The sequence below is a fragment of the Vibrio sp. 10N.261.54.E10 genome (assembly GCF_002877735.2).
GTDB classification, from domain to species: Bacteria; Pseudomonadota; Gammaproteobacteria; order Enterobacterales; family Vibrionaceae; genus Vibrio; species Vibrio crassostreae_C.
Window position 1 is genome coordinate 274,705 of sequence record NZ_MCXE02000003.1, and the last position, 23,562, is coordinate 298,266.

The following is a 23,562-nucleotide window of genomic DNA, read 5'->3' on the forward strand; positions in this document are numbered from 1 at the left end:
ATTTTTAGCAAATTACAAAAACAGGATCTCTAGCCACACATAACCTGCGAGTGCCAAACAGATGAAAACTGCTGCCGAACCGACATCTTTAGCCATCCCAGAAAGCTCATGATGTTCACTGCCGATTCGGTCGACAACCGCTTCAATCGCGGTATTGATTAGCTCGACAACCATCACCAATACCACCGATGAGATCATTAAGATTCGTTCAACTTGGCTTACATCTAGGTAAAATGCCAACGGAATAAGCACGACCGCCATGAACACTTCCTGTCGAAATGCAGCCTCATTTTTAAACGAACTCGTAATGCCTTGCCATGAAAAGCCTGCTGCTTTGATGATGCGTTTGAATCCGGTGTTTGATTTTTTGGTCATTTTTAACCCTATACTCAATCAGTCGATGAATGATTTTCCACAAACTTAACGGCAATATGACTATTTCCATTAAAAGGTTAGACCAGTTTCTGGTATTCTTGCATCGATTAAATTTACGCCTAGGCTTATCCCTATTTCACTCATAGGATTTATCCTTTTTATCAGAGAAATAGAGATACGCTTCAGCACATTGAAATAACTATTGAGGCAGTGAACCTATATGTCTTCTGGACAATCTTTTTCACGTTCATTAATGAAGCTACCTTTATCCGTATTGGTAAAGGGCACATCAATTCCTTCAAACCCTGTTGAGGATTTGAACATTGATTTGAGCAAACCGATTGTATACGCCTTACCGTTTCGCTCAAGTGTCGACATTCTTACATTGCAAAAACATGCACTTGAATTAGGCCTACCTGATCCGTTGAGCAAGCTTGAAATCAAAGGCAAATCACTGCAACGCTACGTTTTCATCTCTTCTCGCAAAACTCTGCTGCAAGACGATGATTATGTACCAAGCTCTTCAATTGAAGTGTTCTCTGAATTGCTTTCACTGCACGCCGACGACTCTGAACTCGATGTTCAAGTTATCCCTGCTACCGTTTTGTGGGGGCGCAAACCTGGTAAAGAGAATAACCAGAAGCCTTACCTACAGGCAATGAACGGCTTAGAGAAATCAAAAGCGGTATTGCTAGCCGGTCGTGACTGCTTGGTTCGCTTTAGTCCTGTGGTTTCTCTGCGTTACATGGCCAACTCACACGGCACCGACAGCACCATCGCGCACAAACTGGCGCGCGTGGCACGTATTCACTTCTCTCGCCAAAAGCTTGCAGCATCAGGTCCTAACCTGCCCAGTCGCCAAGCTCTGTTTGACCGCCTACTAAAATCTGAAGCGATCAAGAAAGCGATTGAAGATGAAGCACAAGCAAAAAACATCTCGATCGAGAAAGCGAGCAAAGAAGCTCAAGACATCATGGACGAGATTGCTGCGAACTTCTCTTACTCGCTAATCAAACGCGGTGAGAAGATTCTTGGTTGGTTGTGGAATAAGTTGTATCAAGGCCTGCATATCAGCAACGCTTCAACAGTTCGTAAGCTGGCTCAAGATGGTCACGAGATTGTTTATGTGCCTTGTCATCGTAGTCACATGGATTACTTACTGCTTTCTTACGTGCTTTACCACGAAGGCATGGTGCCGCCGCATATCGCTGCGGGTATCAATCTGAACTTCTTCCCTGCCGGTCCTATTTTTCGTCATGGTGGTGCGTTCTTTATTCGTCGGAGCTTCAAAGGCAACAAGCTGTACTCGACTATTTTCCGTGAATATCTGGCAGAATTGTTCGCTAAAGGTTACTCAGTTGAGTACTTCAGTGAAGGTGGTCGCTCTCGTACGGGTCGTCTACTGCAAGCTAAAACCGGCATGTTGGCGATGACTATTCAGGCTATGCTGCGCGGCATGAACCGTCCAGTAACGTTAGTACCTGTGTACATCGGCTATGAGCACGTAATGGAAGTGGCGACCTACGCAAAAGAACTTCGTGGTAAGCGCAAAGAAAAAGAAAATGCGAGCCTAGTGATTCGTACACTCCGTAAACTGCGCAATTTTGGTAAAGGCTACGTCAACTTTGGTGAGCCGATTCAGCTTAACCAATATCTGAACGAGCACGCTCCAGAGTGGACTAAAGATATCGATCCAATGGGAACCAGCAAGCCACAATGGATGAATCCAGTGGTCAATGACCTGGCAACCAAAATGATGACACACATTAACGATGCGGCAGCGACCAACGCACTAACACTTTGTGCAACGGCGTTACTGGCTTCAAGACAGCGTGCATTGTCTCGTGACTCTTTGGTTTCTCAGATCAACTGTTACCTGTCTCTGCTTAAGAACGTGCCTTACTCTGATACATTTACGGTACCAAAAGACAGTGCTGAAGATCTGGTAAAACACGCTGAATCGCTGAACAAGTTCCTAATTGAATCAGACTCAATGGGCGACATCATTTCGCTAGACCGTCACCAGTCAATTCTGATGACCTACTACCGTAATAACATCATTCATTTGTTTGCTCTACCATCATTAATTGCTCAGATGACCATTCGTCAGCACGGCCTAACCATTGACACGATTCAAAAGAATGTTGCAGCAATTTACCCGTTCTTGAAGAAAGAGTTGTTCTTAAGCTATGACGAAGATCAGCTTGAAAGCGTGGTAGCGAACATCATTGAAGAGCTTGTTGGCCAAGGTATGCTTGTGGTGTCGGACAACCAAGTCACCATCAACCAGTCAAACAGCCAAGCACTGATGCTGTTAGGCCGTACGATTTCAGAAACGCTACAGCGCTACTCTATTGCTTTGAACCTATTGGCAGAAAACCCTGATCTGGATAAATCTGATCTTGAGCAGAAGAGCCAAGACATCGCACAACGACTGGGACGTCTACAAGGCATTAATGCACCAGAGTTCTTCGATAAAGGCGTGTTTGCGTCGATGTTCGCCACTTTGAAACAGCAGCAATATCTGGATAACGATGGTAACTGCGATTTAGAAAAGACTCAGCAATTCGCTAAGCTTCTCTACTCAATGCTTTACCCTGAAGTACGTTTGACGATTCAAGAGAGTATCCACCAAGCGGAGTAATCATCAGCTTAGAATCTCTTGAATAGCGAGACCGAACACGATCAAAAAAGGCACCCAATGGGTGCCTTTTTCTTTAGCGTTCGTTAACTCGAAAAGCGGATGCTTACCAGAAGGTAATGAACAAGCCCGCTGTCACTGCCATTCCAACATAGTTGTTGTTTAGAAAGGCTTGGAAACAAAGGTCTCGATCACGGTGGCGCATCAGGTGTTGTTGATACACAAATAAGCTTCCCGCTACCAACAGTGCCCAATAGAAGGTATCTCCTAGTTGGTAATGCATGCCTAACGCAATCAGCATCGCTAGGGTGACGAGTTGCAAAGAGCCAACAATCAGTTTATCGAAGCGACCAAATAAAATAGCCGTCGATTTAATACCAATCTTCAAGTCATCATCTCGGTCAACCATCGCATATTGCGTGTCGTAAGCAATCGTCCACAACGCGTTAATCACGAAGACAAACCACACAATGCTTGGCAGTTCATTGGTTTGTGCCGCCCAAGCCATTGGTATCGCCCAACTAAACGCTAAGCCAAGAAACAACTGTGGAAGATGCGTAAAACGCTTCATGAAAGGGTAAATGAACGCCAGACCCACACCAATAAATGAGAGCTTAATGGTCAGTGGATTCATGGTGAGTACCAGCAAGAATGAAACTACGGCTAGCACTAAAAAGAGCAGAATCGCTTCCTTACTGGAAACCAAACCAGACGGCAGTGGACGCTGCTTGGTACGTTTAACATGACCATCTACTTTACGGTCCGCAAAGTCATTGATCACACAGCCAGCTGAACGCATCAACACCACGCCGAGTACAAAAACAACCAAGACATCAAAATCAGGCATACCTTGTGCGGCGATAATCAGTGACCACAAGGTCGGCCAAAGGAGTAATAGGGTACCAATCGGGCGATTCATTCGCGTTAATTGCCAATACGCCTTCGCTTTGGTGGCAAGCATTTACACACTCTCCTTAGAGTAAATGGGTGATGTTGGTAAAAACAGTTCTGCCACAAGCATCGGTTTATGGTTCATCCATAATCGAGAACGACGCGCGAGTAATCGCTCATCGCCTGCGATAACCCAACCAACTTGCAGCGCATCTCGCTCCACGTTCTCAGCACTAAAAACGGTCAATCCAAGCGGGACATTACCTTGTTGAGAAAGGTCTGAGTGCTGATGATCTTCTAATGTGACTCGGGGAATCAAGGTTCGACCTAACACCCACGGTTCGTCATCACCCTTTAAAATCACTTTACGCAGTAAGCAATCAAACGATGATAAAAGATGTTCCTCGTCTTGTTGCAGCATTGAGCGTTCTACAACTTGATTATGAAGCAACTCAACAGACAGGTGCTGACAGCACTTCCCCAACTTGCGGGAAAGAGAACCTTGCTCCATCAGCCACTCTTTGGTGGTTTCATTAGGAAAATCAAATGTTTCTGTACTTTGCCAATCTACATTCATTAACGAATTAAGATACAGCGATATTGGCTGATTCATACTAGTATTCAATAGGTGACTTTACACGTACAATAAAGCTTCAACTTTCGAACAAAATTAAAGCGTTCTTCGAATTGTAAACGTATTTAGATTTAGACCGCTCATTGTAACAAGACTAATGCGTTTCGAATATCGCGAATAAACTAAAGAAAAGTCACAAATATGCACAAACGTTATGTAGCCCAAATATTTCTTGCGATTACCCTACTCTTTTCAGCATCAAGTTTCGCGGAAGAGGAGTCGGCAGCTAAACTCGCCTACTTCACGCTAGAGCCAGACCTGACCACCAATTTTTACACTAAAGGTAAAAAACTGGGCTACATTCAGGTTCGCCTCGACATCATGGTGGCAAATAGTAGCGACTTGGCCGCTATTGAGCATCACCAACCACTGATTCGCGATGCGGTGATTGAATTGCTTGGCAAACAAAACGAAGAAACCATTAAATCTCTATCTGGCCGTGAAGACTTAAGAAAATCCTTAGTTGAACACCTCAACAAGATTTTGCTTCCAGAGACAGGTAAAACCCTGATTGCTGACTTACTGTTTACCAAATACCTTTATCAGTAATGATGTAAAACGAATCCCAATAAAAAAGCGGCTCATCTGGCCGCTTTTTTTGTCTCTATCGTTTGGCTACTCATTAGAAGATATGAATTAGCTTCTTGTCGAGCTTGGTGCTTTCATCGCATCGATAAAGCCAATAATCACACCAGCGGCTAGACCAGCTAAATGCGCCGTATTGGCGATAGCCATAAATGGCTGCATGTACCCAAGCACCAACCACACCAACATAAAGCCGACAATCTGTCTTGGGATACCTAAACCAAGTTGTGGCGCCTTCGCACCAACCACCCATAAGTAACCAACCAAGGCATACACAACACCAGACAAACCACCGAAGTTCGCCCCTTCAACCCAATACTGCCCAGCACCTGAAAGCGCAGAAGAGACAGCAAAGATCTGAAGTAGCTTGAGGCTGCCAAGTTTCTTCTCAATGTCTCCACCTAGCTGCCACCACCACAAAATATTAAATGCGATGTGCATAACAGAGAAATGTAGAACGGCATGACTCAACCAACGCCACAGCTGCCATTGCTGTCCATCCACCGCTGGGAAATGTAGGGCATTGAAAATAGCTTGGCCAAAACCGATCTGTTGCAGCGCAAAAATCACCACACACACCAACATCAGGCTTAGTGTCACTGGGCCTGCTTTGGCTTTGATCATGCCCATGAAGCTTGGCGTGTGGTAATGGAAGTTGCTCTTTCTGGTCTCTGCCATGTCCCAAGATGCAGCTTGATAGCGCTTATGATTGGGCTCAGCCAGAAAACGATTCAGCTCAGCTTCGGTTTCAACCTGAAATTGGCCATCAAGAAGCCAAAGAGCAAAACGCCCTTCTCCCTCTGGAGACATCTGAATAGGGATCTGACGAGAGGCCATATAATCAATAAATGCTTGAGCAAGACGTGGATTGTCTAACACCATCAATCTAATCATTGTTACTTCCTATTCATTCTATGAGGGATGCTTGAGGCGGTTCAGGTGATGAAAGTCATTAACCTGCGATCACTGGAAGTTCAGCACGATGCCAAGCTTCGAAACCACCATCAACACTATATACCTCTTCAAAGCCTTGGTTCACTAAATATTGTGCCGCACCTTGGCTACTGATGCCGTGGTAGCACATCACTAAGATAGGTTGTTCGAACTCAACCTCATCCATGAATGACACCATCGTATCGTTAGTCAGGTGGTAGGCTGTTTTTGGGTGGGCAACCGCAAAAGACTGCGGGTCACGTATATCGACAAGTCGAGCTTCGCCTTGTTCGATGAGGGCTTGAGCGCCTTTAACATCGATATGTTTAAACTGGTCCATGACTTTCTCTTTTTATACTGATTTACTTTGCTGCCATTGTAACCTATCCCAAGGCTAACATTCACATCCACTTAATAAGGTTATCCACCAGCGATCACTTTTACACCATTTGTGGATAAATCTGTGAATTTCGTGAATAAAGTGTCTTTTCAAAAATAGATCCACAACATGTAGTAATGATCCTGATCTAACTGTGGGTTAACTGAAACATATCCCCACTCGAAAAACCCCGTCAAAGCCTTACTACACACTGCTTTTAGATAGCTGACGAATAAACTTCTCACAGAGTTATCCACAAAATCATTTTGCAAATTTCGATCGCAAAAGTTGAGAAATCGATCCAAAACAAAAAGGCCGAGATCTCTCGATCTCGGCCTTTTCAAAATTCAGCTATTTGTTAGCTCTACTAGAAAGTAGAAGCTAATAGAAACTAGATGCTATTAGAAATCACCAACGGCTTGTTTCAATTTCTTCATCGCATTCTTTTCTAACTGGCGAACACGCTCAGCTGATATACTGTAGGTATCCGCTAAGTCTTGCAGGGTTGCCTTGTTGTCGTCTAACCAACGTGAGCGAACAATGTGTTGGCTACGCTCGTCTAAGCTTGCTAGTGCTAGCCCTAGGCGATTATTGGTGTGTGACTCCCAGTTAGCCGCTTCAACCGTCTCAGCAACGTCTGACGCCTTGTCTTCTAGGTAGTAAACTGGAGCAGTGTAAGCAGAACCGCCATCGTCATCGTCCATAGGCGCTTCAAACGTCGCATCTTGTGCTGCTAAGCGAGATTCCATCTCACGAACTTCTGAAGGCTCAACACCCAGTTCACGAGCAACCGTCTCAACTTCACCGTTATTGAACCAACCCAAACGCTTTTTAGACTTACGAAGGTTAAAGAACAGTTTACGCTGTGCCTTAGTGGTCGCAATTTTAACGATACGCCAGTTACGTAGAACGTATTCATGGATTTCAGCTTTGATCCAGTGAACAGCAAACGAGACGAGACGAACACCAACTTCTGGATTGAAGCGCTTAACAGCCTTCATCAAGCCGATGTTACCTTCTTGGACGAGATCAGCCATTGGTAGCCCGTAGCCAGAGTAGCCTCTTGCAACGTGCACCACGAATCTTAGGTGGGAAAGGATCAAGCCTTTCGCAGCGTCGATCTCACCTTTGTAATGTAATCGCTCTGCAAGTCCACGTTCCTCTTCAGGAGTCAGCATAGGGTAGCTGTTCGCTGAGCGGATATAGCTATCTAAACTATCTTGTGTGACTAAAGCCATTTGATACGCTTGGTTTGCCATTCGGTTCCTCATCAATCTCTGATCTGGAGTAATACATCTATTAAAACCCTACAATCTTGAACCTAAAATGAACAGGTTTCAAGGAGGGGGAAGTAATTATGCATAATCAATTCGTCTATACAAGGCAAAAACTGGTTAAGAAGTGCCTATTTTTCGTCTAAATATGACTCTATTCACCTAAACTGGTTCAATTTCTTTTAGGTGACGCTGTGCAGAAAGCTTTGCAGCCACACTACCAAGCAGAGTTCCGACGATCAAAAGCAGTAAAGATTCATCCCAACTCAGGCCAATTAAACGGAAGTGGCTGTCGTATAGCTGAGCCAAGTCATCCACCGCGCTGTTCAGCAATACGGTAATCAATGCCGTCATTATCCAAGCGCTAATCGAACCTAAAACGCCAAACCACATCCCAGCATAAAGGTATGGTCGAAGAATGTAGCTGTCGGTCGCACCAATCAGCTTCATGGTTTGAATCTCTTCTTTATGCGCCAACACATTAAATCGTAGTGTATTGCCGATAATCAGAAATACCGCGCCCAGCATCAATACCGTTAAGGTAATCACGATGACAGCCGCTAATGCTTTGATCGCATCTAATCGCGCTAACCAATCTTCGTCTAGGCGAACATCGGTCACTAATTCTTGTTGTTTAACTGTGCCTGCCAGCTCTTTAATTAAGGTATCGCTGTGCACGCTTGGCGTAATCACCAACACACCTGGCAGTGAATAATCGTCGAGAATGGTTAGGGCGTCTTCAAAACCAGAATACTGGCTGAGGTCTGCAAGCCCTTGCTGCGGAGAAATGTACTCCACGAGCTCAACTTGATCCCAACTTTCGATTTCATCCTTAAGCACCATTACTCGTGGCTCAGGAATACCATCCTCTACATAAGCACTTATTTGTGACGGGCTAGTGACATCTTGCGCCACTTCCCCTACATTTTTACCTAATAGGTACAAACAAGCTGGCATCGCCAACGCCATAGAGATCACCGCAAGGGTCAGCAAGTTGCCTAACGGACGCTGCCACATTTGCGAGAACGATGACTTGGCTTGTTTCCAGTGAACAACAAAGAAGCCGTCGCTTGAAGCGCGGCTTGCTGCTCGATTAGATTGAGGTTTTTTGATGCGCTTATTCGCGGCCATAGTCTTCAACCTCACTCAAAAATCCTTGGTTTAATTCAAGATGGCGGTACTGAGGGCGAGTGTTCACTAACCCGATATCGTGCGTCGCTAGGATGATCGTCACACCTGCGCGGTTGAATTCTTCAAATAATCGCAACACACGGTTAGATAATTCAGGGTCTAGATTACCGGTAGGCTCATCGGCTAAAAGCAGAGTTGGACGGTTAACCACGGCGCGAGCAATACCCACGCGTTGTTGTTCACCACCAGAAAGTTGGCTTGGCAAACAACGGGCTTTATCTAATAAACCGGTTTTATCCAACGCAGCACTGACTCGGCGTTTTATTTCGTTTTCAGAAATAGATTCAATACGCATAGGCAGAGCGACGTTATCGAAAATCGAACGGTCCATCAGCAGGCGATGGTCTTGAAAAACAATCCCAATATTACGGCGTAAGAAAGGAATGTCTTTGGCTGGGATACGAGTGATATCGTGATCGTTGAACCAGACACGTCCATCAGTTGGACGCTCTATCGCGCAGATCAACTTCAGCAAGGTACTTTTACCAGCCCCAGAGTGCCCACCCAAAAAAGCCATCTCTCCACGTTTCAGGTGAAAGTCCACTTTTTGGAGCGCTTGTCTTCCACCTCGGTAGGCTTTACTCACTTGCTGAAATTTGATCACCGAAAATTCCTCTTACGATCACTAATATCAAATTTAAAAACGGTAGCAGATTAAGGATAAACCACTTTGCTACTCGCGTTACTCTTCGCGGCTAAATAGTGCTTCAATGAAGTCTTTAGATTCAAATGGACGCAGGTCATCAATACCTTCACCCACACCAATGTAGCGGATTGGAATCTGGAACTGGTCAGCAATTGAGAAAATTACACCACCTTTCGCCGTACCATCTAGCTTAGTCAGTGTAATACCCGTAACTGGAGCCACTTCACTGAACAACTTCGCTTGGCTGATAGCGTTCTGACCTGTACCTGCATCGAGCGTTAGCATGATTTCGTGTGGCGCAGAGTCATCAATCTTCTTCATTACACGAACGATCTTGCGTAGCTCTTCCATCAGGTTGCTCTTGTTCTGCAAACGACCGGCTGTATCAGCAATCACAACATCAACACCACGAGCCTTCGCTGCTTCAATCGCATCGTAGATAACAGACGCACTGTCCGCACCAGTGTGTTGAGCGATAACTGGCACATCGTTACGCTGACCCCAAACCTGAAGCTGTTCAACGGCTGCAGCACGGAAGGTATCACCCGCTGCTAGCATCACTTTCTTGCCTTCATTTTGGAATTGTTTCGCCAGCTTACCGATCGTAGTTGTCTTACCTACACCGTTCACACCCACCATTAAGATAACGTAAGGTGTTTTAGTGGTATCAACAACCAGTGGCTGTTCCACTTGGCTTAAGATGTCTGCCATCTCTTCTTTGAGCAGACCATAAAGCGCTTCACCGTCTTTTAGGTCATTGCGAGATGCTTTTTCTGTCAGGTTTTCAATGATTTTAACCGTGGTATTCATACCCACGTCAGCAATCAGAAGTTGCTCTTCTAGCTCTTCAAACAGGTCTTCATCGATTTGCTTGCCTTTGAACAGACCAAAGAAACCAGCACCGATGTTTGCTTTAGTGCGGCTTAGGCTGCGCTTAAGACGAGCAAAGAAGCTTTCTGTCGGCTTCTCTTGTACTTCTTCAACCTTAGCTTGAGGAACTGCCACTTCTTCCTGTTCTGCTTCTGCTTCTGCTTCTGCTTCTGCTTCTGCTTCTGCTTCTGCTTCTGCTTCTGCTTCTGCTTCTGCTTCTGCTTCTGCTTCTGCTTCTGCTTCTGCTTCTGCTAGGACAGGTTGCTGCTCTTCTTGAGTCTCTTCAAGCGCTTGATCTGATTCAGCAAGCTCAGATTCAACTGACTGAGGTTCAGCTGGCTTAGCTACTTCAGCTTCAGCCTCGACTTGTGATTCAACTTCAGTTTGATCTTCAACGTTTTCTACGTTCGCTTCATTCTGAGTTTTTGGGCTTTGTTCTTCGTCACCAAAACCAAGCCACGATAATAATCCGCGCTTCTTTTTTTCCGTCATCAGAGGAGTTTCCTAGATCTACTAATTAGCTGTATTGACTTAATACACGTCGACTCTTTGCTATTGTTATACAATACAAGCTTGTACAAACGAATAGTAAAGAAAAATGACAAAGCAGTGATAAGTTTGCTTTTAGCTTGATACACTTTGTCATTGCAAATTTATTTAATACTCGAACCCACTTAAATTGGGCTCGGTATAGTATCACTTTATTAGCGGTCAAAAAATCTATGGTAAGACGTCGCCAGCAAAACACATCACAAAAAAAGCCATCCGGAGGCTTTGTTCGAATTATTAGTGGCTCATGGAGAGGTAGAAAGCTACCTGTTCATGATTTAGAAGGATTACGCCCAACCATTGACCGAGTAAAAGAGACACTCTTTAACTGGGTGGCTCAAGATATCCCACATTCAACTTGCTTGGATGTATTTGCAGGTTCTGGCGGTCTAGGTTTTGAAGCAGCTTCTCGCCAAGCAAAAATGGTGACACTGCTCGAAATGAATCAAAAGGCGGCCAAACAGCTTTCTGATAACGCGAAAGAGCTTAAGGCAGACAACATCAATGTCGTGAATACTGATGCTATCTCTTTCCTTAAGAAGCCAGGTACTCCTTACGATATGGTTTTCCTTGATCCACCATTTCGTAAAGGCTTACTTGCAGAAACTGTACAACTGCTTGAGAGCAATGGCTGGTTGGCAGACAACGCCATCATTTACGTCGAGACAGAAAAAGAGCTGCAGCTTGAGGCTATGCCAGAGAACTGGGAATTGCATCGCGACAAGACCACCGGACAGTCAAGCTACCGACTGTTCAATCGAATCACTGAAGAATAGGAGTTATTGAATGAAGTTCTTGCTTCCACTAGCAAAAGCAGCCATCGCCTTTGTTTGGTTTATCTTAATCGTAAATATTTTCTACCCGTTTCCGGGTAATGCTGCGATTGCGCTTTATATCATGACCGCATTCTTGTTCTTCATGCACGGCCTGCAGATGCTGATTTTCATCGGTGCATTCGGCGATAAGATCGAGATGTCACGTTGGGAGAAGTGGTCAATATTGATTTTCGGTGTCTTCGCCTTACTCGATATCCGACGCAAACACATGATGTAATCGAGCTTAAGCCCAGATATAAAACGCTTAGCTACAGAAAACATCATGACAGAAACAGTAGAGACAAAAACGCCGCTCATTTGAGCGGCGTTTTTTTATTCAGCAATGATATTGATGTTAGCCCATGTAGCCTTTCACACCATCGAGGAACATTTGCGTCGACAGCATAACCAACAACAAGCCCATCAAGCGTTCGATGGCTTTAAGCCCTCTCTCTCCCAGCACTCGCAGGAAGAAGCCATTAAACATCAGAATGAAGAAGGTAGCGCCCCAAGCCAGCATCACAGCCGCTGAAAGCTCTAACATATTGTCAGGGTGCTGTGTCGACAACAGAATCAATGCCGCAATCACTGAAGGGCCAGCAATCATTGGGATCGCCATCGGCACAATAAACGGTTCTTCACCCGCCGCGAGGCCAGTAATACTACCCGCACTTGGGAAAATCATCTTAATCGCGATAATAAACAGAATAATACCGCCAGAGATACTCAAGGTTTCAGGCTGCACGTGCAGGAAGTTCATGATGCTTTGACCCGCAAATAAGAACAGCAGCAAGATAACCAGTGCGAACATCAGCTCACGAATCAGAACAATACGGCGACGCTTCGGGTCAATATGCTTAAGGATAGAGAGCACGATTGGCAAGTTGCCAAGCGGGTCCATGATAAGAAACAGCATGGTTGCTGCAGATAAGATTTCCATAAGTTTGTCTCGAAAAGCGTAAGTGCGCGGAGTATAGCAGCCTCAACATTGATTTTCGAACGCAGTGATAAGCGGGTTAACTGATGCTTTTAAAAGGGGATGTTATAAGAAGGCAAATTAGCGAAAGCAGATTGAAAGGTAATGAAAAGAGTGGAGCCGAAACATGCACCCACTCTTTATTCACGAATAAAACAAGCCACTAAGAATTAGTGATTACACACACGTTCGCGGTTAGTGCAAAGCTTATCATCGACAACGACAACCTTTTCCATCTTCAAGAAAAACTTCAACAGGCTATCTAAATCCAGACCATTGAGCTTACAAGTATGGAAGCGAGCTTCTTCGCCATAGGTTTGAGCAAGCGCTAATGTTAGCTCTTCGCGAGTCAGTGGCTTTTCACTAAGCAGGTTTAAAACGTTGTGTGCGTGAATTTCAGTCGTCATAACTCAATCTCATGTTTAATGAATTACACGTAGAGTACCGAGTTTTAGCAACGCCGTTTTGATGTAGCTCAGGCTTGAGAGAGCTCTACCCTAAATAGTAATCGATGCGACGATGAATGCGTGTGCGAGAAAGTAACTGCCCGTTACCCAAAAGTAAGCGCCCTTGATTGGGCTGCGGTAACTGTTTAGCGCATAAGCTAAGGCCGACAGGAGCAGCACGCTACAGCCAGCAAAACCGACCGCGTGTGATAACTGAGGATCCAGCAGCCAAACCTCACCAGAAGCCCATGCTAACTGAATAAGCACAATGCCCATGATGACCACGGGAAAAACGAGTTTGTCTAAGCGTGGCAGCAGTAAAAAGAAAGCAACAACGCAAGCTGCCAATAACAGCGCGAACAACCACCAAACCATTTCACCTGATAGCTGTAACCAAAAAGCTTTGCTGTAACAGAGTTGAGCCAATAAGAAGCAGACAAAATGCAGAGGGCGTTTTTGAGTGAGAGTATGAAGCACATCTGCGATCGCAGAGATAGCCAACCCCGCAACTATCCAATAGGTAAAGTCAGCCACAACCGACTGAGTTAAAGCAATTGTCGCTAATAATACAAAGGTAAATACCTTATACGATAAGGCCTGACCGATATGTCCATGTTTCGTTCCTGCTATTGCTCCGATACCAGATAAGGAAACCGCTAACCAACTCCACATACCACTTGCCCTATTGCTTTAAATCGTCGCCAGTCTAGGCACACGAGTGTTTATGTAAAGCCTAAGCCTTTCAAAATTGGATCTTGATTACGCTTCCACTAAAAAGAGCCTCTTTCAGTTGAAGCCATGACAATTACGCGGAGATGACGGTGACTCGTTTAAAACTAGAGCGATTCTTCGTTAAACCCCTCGAAAAGCACCTTACAGCACCCAGCTTTTCATTTTGGTTATTTCTAGCCTAACCAAATCGCCCAAATTCATCAAAAACAGCCAAAAACCACACTTTAAAATTAGAAAAACTCACACTAAAAACCAATAAATACATTAACTTACACATTAAAAATGAAAATTAAAAAGGAATTAAAAACCTCAAACACACCTAGCTTTGTAAAGTAAGTAACTTGCGTTAATTCAGCTCCTGTTTGTCAGAATTTTCCTAGCTCCTTGTCAAATTAGCCAACAGAACCAAGACAAAAACGCACAAACAAAACCAAATCCAACCTAGAAGCCACCAAACCCCATTAATACAGTTTAACAACCTTTAACAATATAAATCACACATAACAACCATTACAAAACAACAACTTAAATCAAATTAGAACAAACATAAATCACAACGAACAAATTAAGAACACACCATAAAACACAGTTAAACACTGCCAAACAAGCCAAAAACTCATAGTTTTCTACTACTTTTAAAGCTTTCGAAAGTAATTCTTGATCTAAGGCCATAAGTAGTGCTATTCTTTAAAACATAGCGAGAGACAACCAAATTTAGGAGTAGTGTTATGATTTCATCTTCGCAAAGACAAGGACTTGTAATGATCGCGGTAGTTGTAGGTCTAATGACACTACCGATGATGTACTAAGCAAGTTACAGATAAAAAAAGGGACGCCATGAGCGTCCCTTTTTTTGTTCAATTTTTTCACTTCGAAAACAGATGCAGTGTTAGCACATCCCAGTTCGCATAATAGAAACCTGCGGCAGCTAAAGTCATTGCCATCATCAGTAAGATCGCAACTCGCCAGATAAAACGACCACTACGTGGAGTCAGCTCCTTCTCACAGTCGTTACACATCATGATGAACTTATGTTGGTCTTCCAACTTAGCCTCATGTTCATTGACTACCTTATTACGACACGTTGCGATATAGCGCAGCTTGCTCACCATATCGTGCGGTAGCCTTTCTTCACAGCTTGTTACAAGCTCATGCAATCCTTCGCCTTCGGCATGATATTGAAGCCTCAATAATTTCTCTATATTGCGAGTTCTTGTCACCACTTTTTCAATATCGGTCATCTTAGCCCTCCCACTCCACACTATAATTCTAGTCGAGCATTTCCCTATTCTTATACAAAATCACTGTTATTTACGAGAGAAAGAGACAATAAATAACAATGCTTTATCCCAAACTGACCATTAAATGTGATGTCTGCCGAAAAATAATCAGCTTGGCTTACAACAGTTCACGAATAACGGCTTTAAACACATATCCCTATTGCCTGAAAGACTAGAATAACCATCACGACTACATGGAGGTTATATGCCTAATTCACTCTTTTTTGCCATCTTTGCTCTCGCTGCTCTAGCGGCTTGGGTATTTATTGGTTTCTATCGAAAACACTCGCAAGGTGAAAATGCGCCAGAGAAGAAAGTGAATGTCACGGTGTTAGACAAACAATCGATCGACCTTCCTGACGCAGAACCGGGCCAAGAAGATCAAGAGTACTGGATTTACGTTCAACGTGGTGTGGTTGGTCCGAAGCGAGAATTCCAAGTCGGCATCCACTATTTCCACGCCCTTAACCCTGGCGACAAAGGAACCTTAACCTACCAAGGCGATAAGTTCTTACACTTTGCGTTGAAGCGCTAAACGTCAGCCGCTTCAACTGTCGTCCCTAAGCAATCCATCAGAAAGCCTTAGCAATCACCGCTAAGGCAATAACCAACGCGTTTTCTCTGACTTAGACACCAACCAGCTCATCCATAATGCGCCAGCTCCGCTGATCACAATCCATAATGGAATAACCCATGCCGGATGTCCTTGGTACCAACCAAACTCTTTCATCGGCCACAAGAAAATCGGGTGCAGCAGGTAAATACCTAAGCTGTGCTTACTGATAAAGCCAACCACTTGGTTACTCTTCTCAGACAGGCCTTCACCATAGTAACGGCATACCATGAACACCATGCTCGCGGCTAATACGGTATTCAACGTTTTGTAAGATAGCCAGCGCCCTACCGTGTACTCTTCTGCTACCAAGCTTGCATCAACCACCATGTAAACCGTGGTTAGTAACGCTAGCCCACCCAGTAACACACTCACGCCAACGGTCATCTTGTTAAGTGGCACAATCTTATACAGCAAGTAACCCAATGGTAAGTAACCAGTGTACAACCACAATTCGTGACTCCAAGGGCCATCGATTTTCAGTAAGAACAGCAATGTTGTGAACAACCATACCGCCGTAAAGGCATAGACCGATCTATCACCGTACTTTCTAACCATGATCTGCAAGAACGGAATCACAAAATAGAGTGGGATGAAGTAATAGAAGAAACCAAGGTGGTAATAGGTGTAATGATGGTAGCTATTAAGCAACACGTCCCAACTGACGTCGGCATCAAAGCCCATTGCCGACCAGCCCGACAGATAGGTATAGAAAAGCGACCAGACAATGAAAGGTATCAGTACCTTGCCCAAACGACGCTTGAGGTAGTATTTGGCGTCAAACGGGCGCTGATCACTGAGCATCAGTGCGCCAGTAATCAAAATGAACACAGGTACTGCCCAGCGGCTGAAACCGTTTACCGTAATGGCAGTAAGCCATTCACCGAAAGGAATAGTGCCCAACTCATTGCGATAAGGCGCCAAAACATGAATCGCGATAACCGCTACGGCCGCGACACATCGTGCTAAATCAAAAAAGAGAATTCGCTGCTTCATGTAAATGCCTGATTAATATTCAATCATTCTACTATAGCAATAAAAAAGCTGACCGGAATAAATACCAAGTCAGCTTAGTGTTAAAGGAGATACTTATCGCGAATTTAGCTCATACGACTCTAGCTTCTGCGACTTGAGCTCTCACAAATGAGGCTCATGTGGCTGAAGCTTATGCCGCTGAAATTTGCGGCACTTTCGCTAAACGCAGAGAGATCACCGTCGTTATCGCCAAGAATGCGAAGGAAACCCACAGACACGCAGACAAACCTGCCATTTGGAATACCAAGCCCGACAATATCGTGCCAATCAAACGGCCCATCGCGTTTGCCATGTAGTAGAAACCGACATCAAGAGAAACGCCATCGCCTTTCGCATAACTCACAATCAAATATGAGTGAAGTGATGAGTTCACCGCAAAGATGACACCAAACACCATCAAGCCACCGATAATAACTAACTCGGGTTGCCAGCCAATCTGTACCGCATAAGCGATAGCAGCGGTCACTATAGCCAGCGCACCAGCCCATAACAGCGCGGCATGGCCATCTGGCACCTTACCTTGAGCTTTACCAGTAATCTTCGGCGCTATGCCCTGTACAAAGCCATAAGCGATAGTCCAAGCAGCTAAGAAACCGCCAACCCATGAGTGATCCCAACCAAACACACTGCCTAGGTAAATCGGCAAAGCAATCACAAACCACACATCACGAGCGCCAAACAGGAACATACGTGCTGCGGATAGGATGTTGATGGATTCAGACTTAGAGAAGATCTGTTTGAACTTAGGCTTGGTTTTCGCTTTGCCCATGTCCGCTTCTAAGCTCAACACACTGCCAACGAAGACCAATGCCAACACGGCTGCCATCGCGAGCACGGCGTATTGGAAGCCAATCGTTGAAAGCAGTAAACCACCAATAAAGAAGCCTGCCCCTTTAAGCGCATTCTTAGATCCGGTCAGAATCGCAATCCACTTATAAAGCGCGCCTTGTTGTTCATCAGGAACCAGAGTCTTAATTGAGCTCTTGGCACTCATCTTATTGAGGTCTTTAGCGATACCAGACAAGGCTTGCGCCGCCATGACCCAAGGAATGGTCAGCATTGCCGTTGGCACCGCGAGCATACCCAAGGCGACGACTTGCATGCCTAACCCAATGTTCATGGTCTTATTGAGGCCAAGACGCGCCCCTAACCAGCCACCGATTAGGTTAGTCACCACACCAAAGAATTCATAGAAAAGGAACAGTGAGGCGATTTCTAACGAACTGTAGCCAAGGTCGTAAAAATACAGAACCACCAACATGCGAAGTGCACCATCAGTAATGGTGAAGTTCCAGTAGTTAAAAGTCACCAACATGTATTGGCGAACGCTCTTACTTAGATTTGAAAACATAACGCTATCTCTGCAATCTAAACAAAAAGAGCTTTTGGATCATGATAAGTTCAACACTCCAGATACCAAAAGCTCCCTGTCTAACACTGATGACTATTAGCTATTCGCTACGCCATTAATGTATTCAACCTGGATAGGTTTAGTGAAGGCACCTGGACGCAGTGCCTGCACCTCTTGAACTACCTTGCTCAAATCCCAGCCTTTTTCTAACAGTAGGTGAGCTGCGAACAAACCAGTGCGACCAGAGCCGCCCATACAATGCATTGCAACCTTGCCGCCGTTATCGACGATGTTATGTAGCTCAGGGCTAGCTGCTTGCCACTTCGCAGCAAAACCAACACCCGGTGCACAGTCGTCTTCAATTTCGATCTGGAACCATTGCATACCTAACGCACGTGTTTTTTCACCAAGTGCCGCCACGTCTTTGCTTGCAAGCTCATGGTCATCAAGTGCTGTCACGATAGCTTCAACGCCTTGCTCTTTTAGCTGAGCCAGTGATGCATCAAGCGTTGCTTCTTTTGTGCCTGGGCACGGAGTAAGCACTAGCGCACCTTGCTCTAGGTCTAGTTGCCATGTTGGATGTATCATTATATCTTCTCCAGATTCTTATTAAGCAAGGCCAACGGTACGAACAAGCTCAGCGGTACGTGTTGCGTAACCCATCTCATTGTCGTACCAAGCGTAGATCTTAACCATGCGCTTACCGACCAACATCGTTGATAGTGCATCCACGATTGTTGAGCGTTGGTCGCCTTTGTAATCGATAGAAACCAGTGGACGCTCTTCAAAGCCAAGAATACCTTTTAGTTCATTCTGAGACGCTTCTTTCAGCATCGCGTTAACTTCTTCTGCCGTGGTGTCTTGCTTCACTTCGAAGATGATGTCTGTCAGAGAAGCGTTCGCTAGCGGTACACGAACTGCGTGGCCGTTGATGCGGTTTTCTAGCTCAGGGAAGATCTCAACAATCGCTTTGGCGCTGCCCGTCGTTGTTGGGATAAGACTCATGCCACATGCACGTGCGCGGCGTAAGTCTTTGTGCGGCGCATCAAGAATAGTTTGCGTGTTAGTTAAATCGTGAATAGTGGTGAAGGCTGCGTTCTCGATACCAAGCTTCTCGTTGATCACCTTAACCACTGGCGCGATACAGTTCGTTGTACAAGACGCTGCCGTTACGATTTTGTGTACCGCAGGGTCGAAGATATTGTCATTCACACCAACAACGATGTTTGCGATGCCTTCTTCTTTCACTGGCGCCGATACCACAACACGTTTCACGCCCTGCTCTAGGTATTTGTTTAGGAAAGAGGTCTTACGGTGAACACCTGTCGCTTCGATAACCACATCACAACCAGACCAGTCGATCGCATCGATGTCGCGCTCTTGTGTGGTCTTGATGCGCTGGCCATTAATGATCATCTCATCGCCTTCTGCAGTTACTTCGTGGTGAAAGCGACCTTGAACTGAATCAAATTCTAGAAGGTGGGCCAGTGTTGTTGTGTCGCCAGCAACATCGTTAATTTGAACAAATTCTAGCTCATCCCAATCGAATGCTGCGCGAAGTGCTAGACGGCCGATACGACCAAAACCATTAATACCTACTTTGACTGTCATTTTCTGTTCTCTCAGTTAATTGCCTTCATATTTGAAGCCGCAGCGTTGTTGACTACGTTCACTTACCGGAGCGCCGGCCGCCCTAATTACATAGAGCCACTATGCTCATAGGGATAAGTTCACTTGTCGCCTAGCTGCAACTACAACTATTTCGGCATTAAGTTTTAATGTATTTAAACGCAACATACTGGGCGTGAGTTCATCGACTCTAAGCGCTCAATATCTTGCTGGTATTCAGTTTTCAAACAGTTCGATGCAATAAGGTCGTCAATTAACTTTAGCATCCAACCTGGTAAATCTTGTGACAGGCGGTAAAACACCCACTGCCCCTGGCGAACATCAATCAAAACACCGTTTGAACGCAGCTGCGCAAGATGGCGTGAAACCTTTGGCTGACTTTCTTGCAATGCCTGAGTCAACTCACCAACCGATAAGCACTCATTGCGAACTATCAACATTAAGCAACGCACTCGCGTTTCATCGGACAGTAGTTTAAAAAATTGGTGAGGAAGCATAAAAACATACTCATATATGGATATGCACATATCTTAGATATAAAAAAACGCACGTCAAGGCGTGCGTTTCAATTGTCATAAAAGTTTAACGAAGAAATATCAGAGCTTGTTGGTCACGGTATGGCTCCAACGGCGCGCTTCAGTAAGCTCCGTTTTAACCTGATCCACGCTTAATCCTAAATCGGCGCAGTGCTCATCAATCTGTTGCCAATCGGCATGCTCAAAGCTCTCTTCAAGTGCGAGCAAGGTACCATATGGCCCTTCTCTACGTAATAGAGCAACCTTGATACTTTTACACAGCGGCAACTGATCGACTAAGTTATCTAACGACAAGTCCAACAGAGCATCCAACAAGGAGAATAAGCCAATCATAAAGGCCTGTTCTCTATACCCTTCAAATGCCTGATAGCGAGACATACGCTGACAAAACTGAGCACGCTGTAGAGACAATCCATACAGCTCTTTAGGCTTTTTATCGGACACATAAGAGGCGACGGCTAACGAGACAAACATTTTCAGTTTCTCTTGACCTAGATATACCAAAGCCTGACGAAAAGAAGAGATGGTAACTTCAAGGCGCGGCGACATAGTATTCACAAAACGCAGCAGCTTATATGAGAGCGCCACATCTTTCGCGACAATGCTCTCCACCCGTTGAAAATCCACATCGGGCTTACACACTTCTTGAAACAGCTCCATAGCAATCACTTGCTCAGGGCTAATGTATTTACTCTTGATGATTTCCGGTTTATTGAAAAAGTAACCTTGGAAAAACTTAAAGCCAGCCTCTTTGGCTTGCTGGAATTCTTGTTCGGTCTCAACGCGCTCCGCCAAAAAGCTAAACTTTTTCCCTTGATGCGCCCTAACCAAATCACACGCTTCATCCAAACCCATCTGCATAATATCGAGCTTGACGATATGCGTGTATTTAAGGAAACGTTCCCATTCTGGGGTCGAAGTAAAATCATCTAGGGCAATCATGTAACCCGCTTGGTAAAGGTCTTTAACCGCTTCCAACAATTCATCTGTTGGTTTACAGGTTTCCAGAATCTCTACCACCACCTTATCTTTCGGCAAACTTAAGGGCAGTCGACGAATCAAACTTTGATAAGGGAAGTTGATAAAGCAGCGTGAAGATGGAATAGAAGGGTTAAGACCAACAGACAAGAAGTTCTCAACAATCAGACGATACGTTGCTCGATTAGACTCAATATGCGCTGGGTACGCATTCTTTTCTCCATCGCGAAATAACAACTCATAGCCGAGTGTATTCCTCTTGCGATTTAAGATAGGTTGTCGAGCAACGTATGTAGCGGTCATTTCTTGATAACTCTGATTGGTTTAACTATAACTCAGTCGCTTAATCTAAGCTTTCGCGGCAGCTAGCAAAGCACCGCAGCCCATGAACATACCACCAAATATTTTATTTATCTTACCCATTATGCGATCAGAGCGAATAAAACGTCCCATTTGTGACGCTAATGAGGTGTAACCCAACATAACAACGCTATCAATGAATACTGTCGTCACACCTAGCACTAATAACTGAGGTGCTTGAGGTTGTGTAGGGTCAATAAACTGAGGAAACAAAGCCACCAAAAACACGATTGATTTCGGGTTAGTTAGGTTGATAAGCACAGCGTTTCTCAGCAGTTTGCCACTCGACAGAGTAGAGCTTTCTTCAGATGCTACTAGGCTCGAGCTATCACGCCACTTTTGAATACCTAACCAAAGTAAGTACACCACGCCGACCCACTTAATGATGGTGAACGCCAACGCAGACTTAGCAACGAGTGCACCGATACCCGCGCCCACCAGCATAATGTGAAACGCAAGACCAAGCTGTAAGCCAACAATTGATGCGAGTGACTTTTTAGTGCCATAGCTAAGCCCATTACTGATTGAGTTAACGGTACCCGAGCCCGGAGCCAAGCTAAACAAAATCGCTGTGACAACATAAGCAAGCCAAACATGAGTATCCATTTGCATTTCCTTACTAGTTCTTTAATCTAACAACATTAGTAGCAATAAAGCTCTCACACGCATCAGTTCAGGTAATTTCCCATGGAAAACCACAGCGAAGCCACCTTCCCTTACACTCAAGAACCTCAGTTCGATCATGCGATTAAACACCCGATCAACGCTCTTTGGCAACAAAGAAAAGAGGGGTATTTAACATCGTCTGGTAAAAAGAAACTGTACTGGTGCAGCCTCATCTCAGAAAAGCACAGCAAAGCTATTGTGATTTCAAATGGCCGTATCGAATGCTGCCAAAAATACCAAGAAATCTTTTATGATTTTTATCAACAAGGCTATGACGTTTATTCATTTGACCACCGAGGTCAAGGCCAGTCTGAACGTATGGTAACAGACTCTGACATTGGTCACATTCATGAGTTTGATGATTATGCATCTGACATGTCTGACGTCATTGCCAGTTTTGATCTCAGTAAGTATTCCAATCGCTACCTGCTCGCACACTCAATGGGCAGCACCATAGCCACTCGCTACCTACAAACCCATCCAGACCACCCGTTTGATAAGGTGACTCTGTGCGCTCCGATGTTTGGTATCAATACCGAGTGGTACCTGAAACCTATCGCGATGATCGTTGGACAAGTGCTTACCGCTTTTTATGCCAAGCCAACTTACGCGCCGGGCCAGCAAGCATATTATTCGAAGCCTTTTGAAAACAACTTACTGAGCCACAGTAAGGTTCGCTATCAGTGGTTCCGCCGCTTATATGACGAGTCTCCATCTTTGCAGGTGGGTGGACCAAGCACGCGTTGGGTGTGGCAAGGGTTAATGGCCGCCAAGCAAGCAATTCAACAAACTCGTCAAATCAAGATCCCTCTGCTATTGATTCAAGCTGGGGATGAAAAGATTGTCAGTAACAGTGCTCAAGTAAAGTTCATCTCTAAGCTGAAGAAAACCAACTCTGATTGTCAGTTTAAGTTGATTGAGGGTTCTAGGCATGAGGTGTTGTTTGAGCAGGATGAATATCGCAATCAAACACTGGATGCGATCAATCAGTTTTTCGCCTAGAGCTAATAGGCTAAGCAACCTACCAAGAAAATAAGCGCTAAAGAGGAAGAGAAGTAAGTGAGCTTTGCCCTCTTTTCTTGCATGAATTTGGCATACAATTTCTACCTAGAGATATTGTAGTTAAAACGATTCTAGCGCTGGCTAGCGTCAATATTGGTTAAGCATTTTGCAATGA

General features: G+C 44.8%; 26 protein-coding genes. 6 read left to right on the forward strand and 20 right to left on the reverse strand.

The annotated features are described in order from the left end of the window. Window positions 1-12 precede the first annotated feature (12 nt). Complete coding sequence (locus tag BCU07_RS20150; RefSeq protein ID WP_017061045.1) at window positions 13-375, reverse strand: diacylglycerol kinase; 363 nt, start codon at window positions 373-375, stop codon at window positions 13-15. A gap of 220 nt (window positions 376-595) precedes the next feature. Here BCU07_RS20150 and plsB point away from each other — a divergent pair, with 220 nt between their 5' ends. Continuing rightward, window positions 596-3,019 carry a glycerol-3-phosphate 1-O-acyltransferase PlsB gene (plsB, locus tag BCU07_RS20155; protein WP_102428644.1) on the forward strand — a complete coding sequence of 808 codons (2,424 nt, stop codon included), beginning with the start codon at window positions 596-598 and terminating at the stop codon, window positions 3,017-3,019. A 103-nt stretch (window positions 3,020-3,122) separates the two neighbouring features. Here the strand turns inward: plsB and ubiA are convergent, their stop codons facing one another. Continuing rightward, entirely contained in the window at window positions 3,123-3,977 is an 855-nt protein-coding gene (gene ubiA / locus BCU07_RS20160) for a 4-hydroxybenzoate octaprenyltransferase (RefSeq protein WP_017061043.1), read from the reverse strand. Continuing rightward, entirely contained in the window at window positions 3,978-4,520 is a 543-nt protein-coding gene (locus BCU07_RS20165) for a chorismate lyase (RefSeq protein WP_164091128.1), read from the reverse strand. 162 nt (window positions 4,521-4,682) lie between these two features. Between BCU07_RS20165 and BCU07_RS20170 the strand changes: the two genes are divergently transcribed. Then, the gene (locus BCU07_RS20170) at window positions 4,683-5,090 is read left to right on the forward strand and encodes a flagellar basal body-associated protein FliL (protein ID WP_017063771.1); all 408 of its coding nucleotides are present in this window, start codon (window positions 4,683-4,685) and stop codon (window positions 5,088-5,090) included. Window positions 5,091-5,177: 87 nt separating this feature from the next. On the opposite strand, the gene glpG is transcribed toward BCU07_RS20170, so the two are convergent. From glpG to ftsY, 6 genes are all read right to left on the reverse strand, one after another. Then, window positions 5,178-6,020, reverse strand: a complete 843-nt coding sequence (gene glpG, locus BCU07_RS20175) for a rhomboid family intramembrane serine protease GlpG (RefSeq protein ID WP_102428643.1) — start codon at window positions 6,018-6,020, stop codon at window positions 5,178-5,180. Between the two features lie 58 nt (window positions 6,021-6,078). Continuing rightward, window positions 6,079-6,399, reverse strand: a complete 321-nt coding sequence (gene glpE, locus BCU07_RS20180) for a thiosulfate sulfurtransferase GlpE (protein WP_017061039.1) — start codon at window positions 6,397-6,399, stop codon at window positions 6,079-6,081. Window positions 6,400-6,839: 440 nt separating this feature from the next. After that, on the reverse strand, window positions 6,840-7,697 hold the full coding sequence (gene rpoH, locus BCU07_RS20185; RefSeq protein ID WP_017055518.1) for an RNA polymerase sigma factor RpoH: 858 nt from the start codon (window positions 7,695-7,697) through the stop codon (window positions 6,840-6,842). Window positions 7,698-7,874: 177 nt separating this feature from the next. Next, complete coding sequence (ftsX, locus tag BCU07_RS20190; protein WP_102428642.1) at window positions 7,875-8,843, reverse strand: permease-like cell division protein FtsX; 969 nt, start codon at window positions 8,841-8,843, stop codon at window positions 7,875-7,877. Next, complete coding sequence (gene ftsE, locus BCU07_RS20195; protein ID WP_004736585.1) at window positions 8,830-9,507, reverse strand: cell division ATP-binding protein FtsE; 678 nt, start codon at window positions 9,505-9,507, stop codon at window positions 8,830-8,832. Before ftsE ends, ftsX begins: the two co-directional genes overlap by 14 nt. Window positions 9,508-9,585: 78 nt before the next feature. After that, complete coding sequence (ftsY, locus tag BCU07_RS20200; RefSeq protein ID WP_413286180.1) at window positions 9,586-10,911, reverse strand: signal recognition particle-docking protein FtsY; 1,326 nt, start codon at window positions 10,909-10,911, stop codon at window positions 9,586-9,588. Between the two features lie 230 nt (window positions 10,912-11,141). Between ftsY and rsmD the strand changes: the two genes are divergently transcribed. Both rsmD and BCU07_RS20210 read left to right on the forward strand, forming a co-directional pair. Continuing rightward, window positions 11,142-11,744: a 16S rRNA (guanine(966)-N(2))-methyltransferase RsmD gene (gene rsmD, locus BCU07_RS20205; RefSeq protein ID WP_065679913.1), complete on the forward strand. Its 603-nt coding sequence runs from the start codon at window positions 11,142-11,144 to the stop codon at window positions 11,742-11,744. Window positions 11,745-11,754: 10 nt separating this feature from the next. Further along, on the forward strand, window positions 11,755-12,021 hold the full coding sequence (locus BCU07_RS20210; RefSeq protein WP_016784000.1) for a DUF1145 domain-containing protein: 267 nt from the start codon (window positions 11,755-11,757) through the stop codon (window positions 12,019-12,021). A 117-nt stretch (window positions 12,022-12,138) separates the two neighbouring features. Here the strand turns inward: BCU07_RS20210 and BCU07_RS20215 are convergent, their stop codons facing one another. The 4 genes from BCU07_RS20215 to BCU07_RS20230 all read right to left on the reverse strand — a co-directional run bounded on the left by BCU07_RS20215 (window position 12,139) and on the right by BCU07_RS20230 (window position 15,178). Continuing rightward, window positions 12,139-12,723, reverse strand: coding sequence for a YhgN family NAAT transporter (locus tag BCU07_RS20215; RefSeq protein ID WP_017061035.1), 585 nt, complete (start codon window positions 12,721-12,723; stop codon window positions 12,139-12,141). A 206-nt stretch (window positions 12,724-12,929) separates the two neighbouring features. After that, window positions 12,930-13,166, reverse strand: a complete 237-nt coding sequence (locus tag BCU07_RS20220) for a YecH family metal-binding protein (protein ID WP_017066763.1) — start codon at window positions 13,164-13,166, stop codon at window positions 12,930-12,932. Window positions 13,167-13,256: 90 nt separating this feature from the next. After that, window positions 13,257-13,877 carry a lysoplasmalogenase gene (locus BCU07_RS20225; RefSeq protein WP_017061033.1) on the reverse strand — a complete coding sequence of 207 codons (621 nt, stop codon included), beginning with the start codon at window positions 13,875-13,877 and terminating at the stop codon, window positions 13,257-13,259. Window positions 13,878-14,803: 926 nt separating this feature from the next. Continuing rightward, entirely contained in the window at window positions 14,804-15,178 is a 375-nt protein-coding gene (locus tag BCU07_RS20230; protein ID WP_004736595.1) for a hypothetical protein, read from the reverse strand. 244 nt (window positions 15,179-15,422) lie between these two features. Between BCU07_RS20230 and BCU07_RS20235 the strand changes: the two genes are divergently transcribed. Next, window positions 15,423-15,752, forward strand: a complete 330-nt coding sequence (locus BCU07_RS20235) for a DUF2500 domain-containing protein (RefSeq protein WP_017061032.1) — start codon at window positions 15,423-15,425, stop codon at window positions 15,750-15,752. 60 nt (window positions 15,753-15,812) lie between these two features. Here BCU07_RS20235 and BCU07_RS20240 read toward each other — a convergent pair whose 3' ends face one another. The 7 genes from BCU07_RS20240 to rhtB all read right to left on the reverse strand — a co-directional run bounded on the left by BCU07_RS20240 (window position 15,813) and on the right by rhtB (window position 22,325). Further along, window positions 15,813-16,826, reverse strand: a complete 1,014-nt coding sequence (locus tag BCU07_RS20240; RefSeq protein ID WP_017061031.1) for an acyltransferase — start codon at window positions 16,824-16,826, stop codon at window positions 15,813-15,815. A gap of 169 nt (window positions 16,827-16,995) precedes the next feature. Beyond that, complete coding sequence (gene arsJ / locus BCU07_RS20245) at window positions 16,996-18,216, reverse strand: organoarsenical effux MFS transporter ArsJ (RefSeq protein WP_102428641.1); 1,221 nt, start codon at window positions 18,214-18,216, stop codon at window positions 16,996-16,998. 96 nt (window positions 18,217-18,312) lie between these two features. Further along, on the reverse strand, window positions 18,313-18,804 hold the full coding sequence (locus tag BCU07_RS20250) for a cyclin-dependent kinase inhibitor 3 family protein (protein WP_102428640.1): 492 nt from the start codon (window positions 18,802-18,804) through the stop codon (window positions 18,313-18,315). Between the two features lie 21 nt (window positions 18,805-18,825). Then, entirely contained in the window at window positions 18,826-19,827 is a 1,002-nt protein-coding gene (locus BCU07_RS20255) for an ArsJ-associated glyceraldehyde-3-phosphate dehydrogenase (RefSeq protein ID WP_017061027.1), read from the reverse strand. A gap of 173 nt (window positions 19,828-20,000) precedes the next feature. After that, window positions 20,001-20,342, reverse strand: coding sequence for a metalloregulator ArsR/SmtB family transcription factor (locus BCU07_RS20260; protein WP_017063763.1), 342 nt, complete (start codon window positions 20,340-20,342; stop codon window positions 20,001-20,003). 99 nt (window positions 20,343-20,441) lie between these two features. Then, window positions 20,442-21,662 carry an EAL and HDOD domain-containing protein gene (locus tag BCU07_RS20265; RefSeq protein ID WP_102428639.1) on the reverse strand — a complete coding sequence of 407 codons (1,221 nt, stop codon included), beginning with the start codon at window positions 21,660-21,662 and terminating at the stop codon, window positions 20,442-20,444. Window positions 21,663-21,707: 45 nt separating this feature from the next. After that, complete coding sequence (gene rhtB, locus BCU07_RS20270) at window positions 21,708-22,325, reverse strand: homoserine/homoserine lactone efflux protein (RefSeq protein ID WP_017061024.1); 618 nt, start codon at window positions 22,323-22,325, stop codon at window positions 21,708-21,710. Window positions 22,326-22,406: 81 nt separating this feature from the next. Here rhtB and BCU07_RS20275 point away from each other — a divergent pair, with 81 nt between their 5' ends. After that, window positions 22,407-23,387: an alpha/beta fold hydrolase gene (locus BCU07_RS20275; protein ID WP_102428638.1), complete on the forward strand. Its 981-nt coding sequence runs from the start codon at window positions 22,407-22,409 to the stop codon at window positions 23,385-23,387. The last annotated feature ends 175 nt before the right edge of the window (window positions 23,388-23,562 follow it).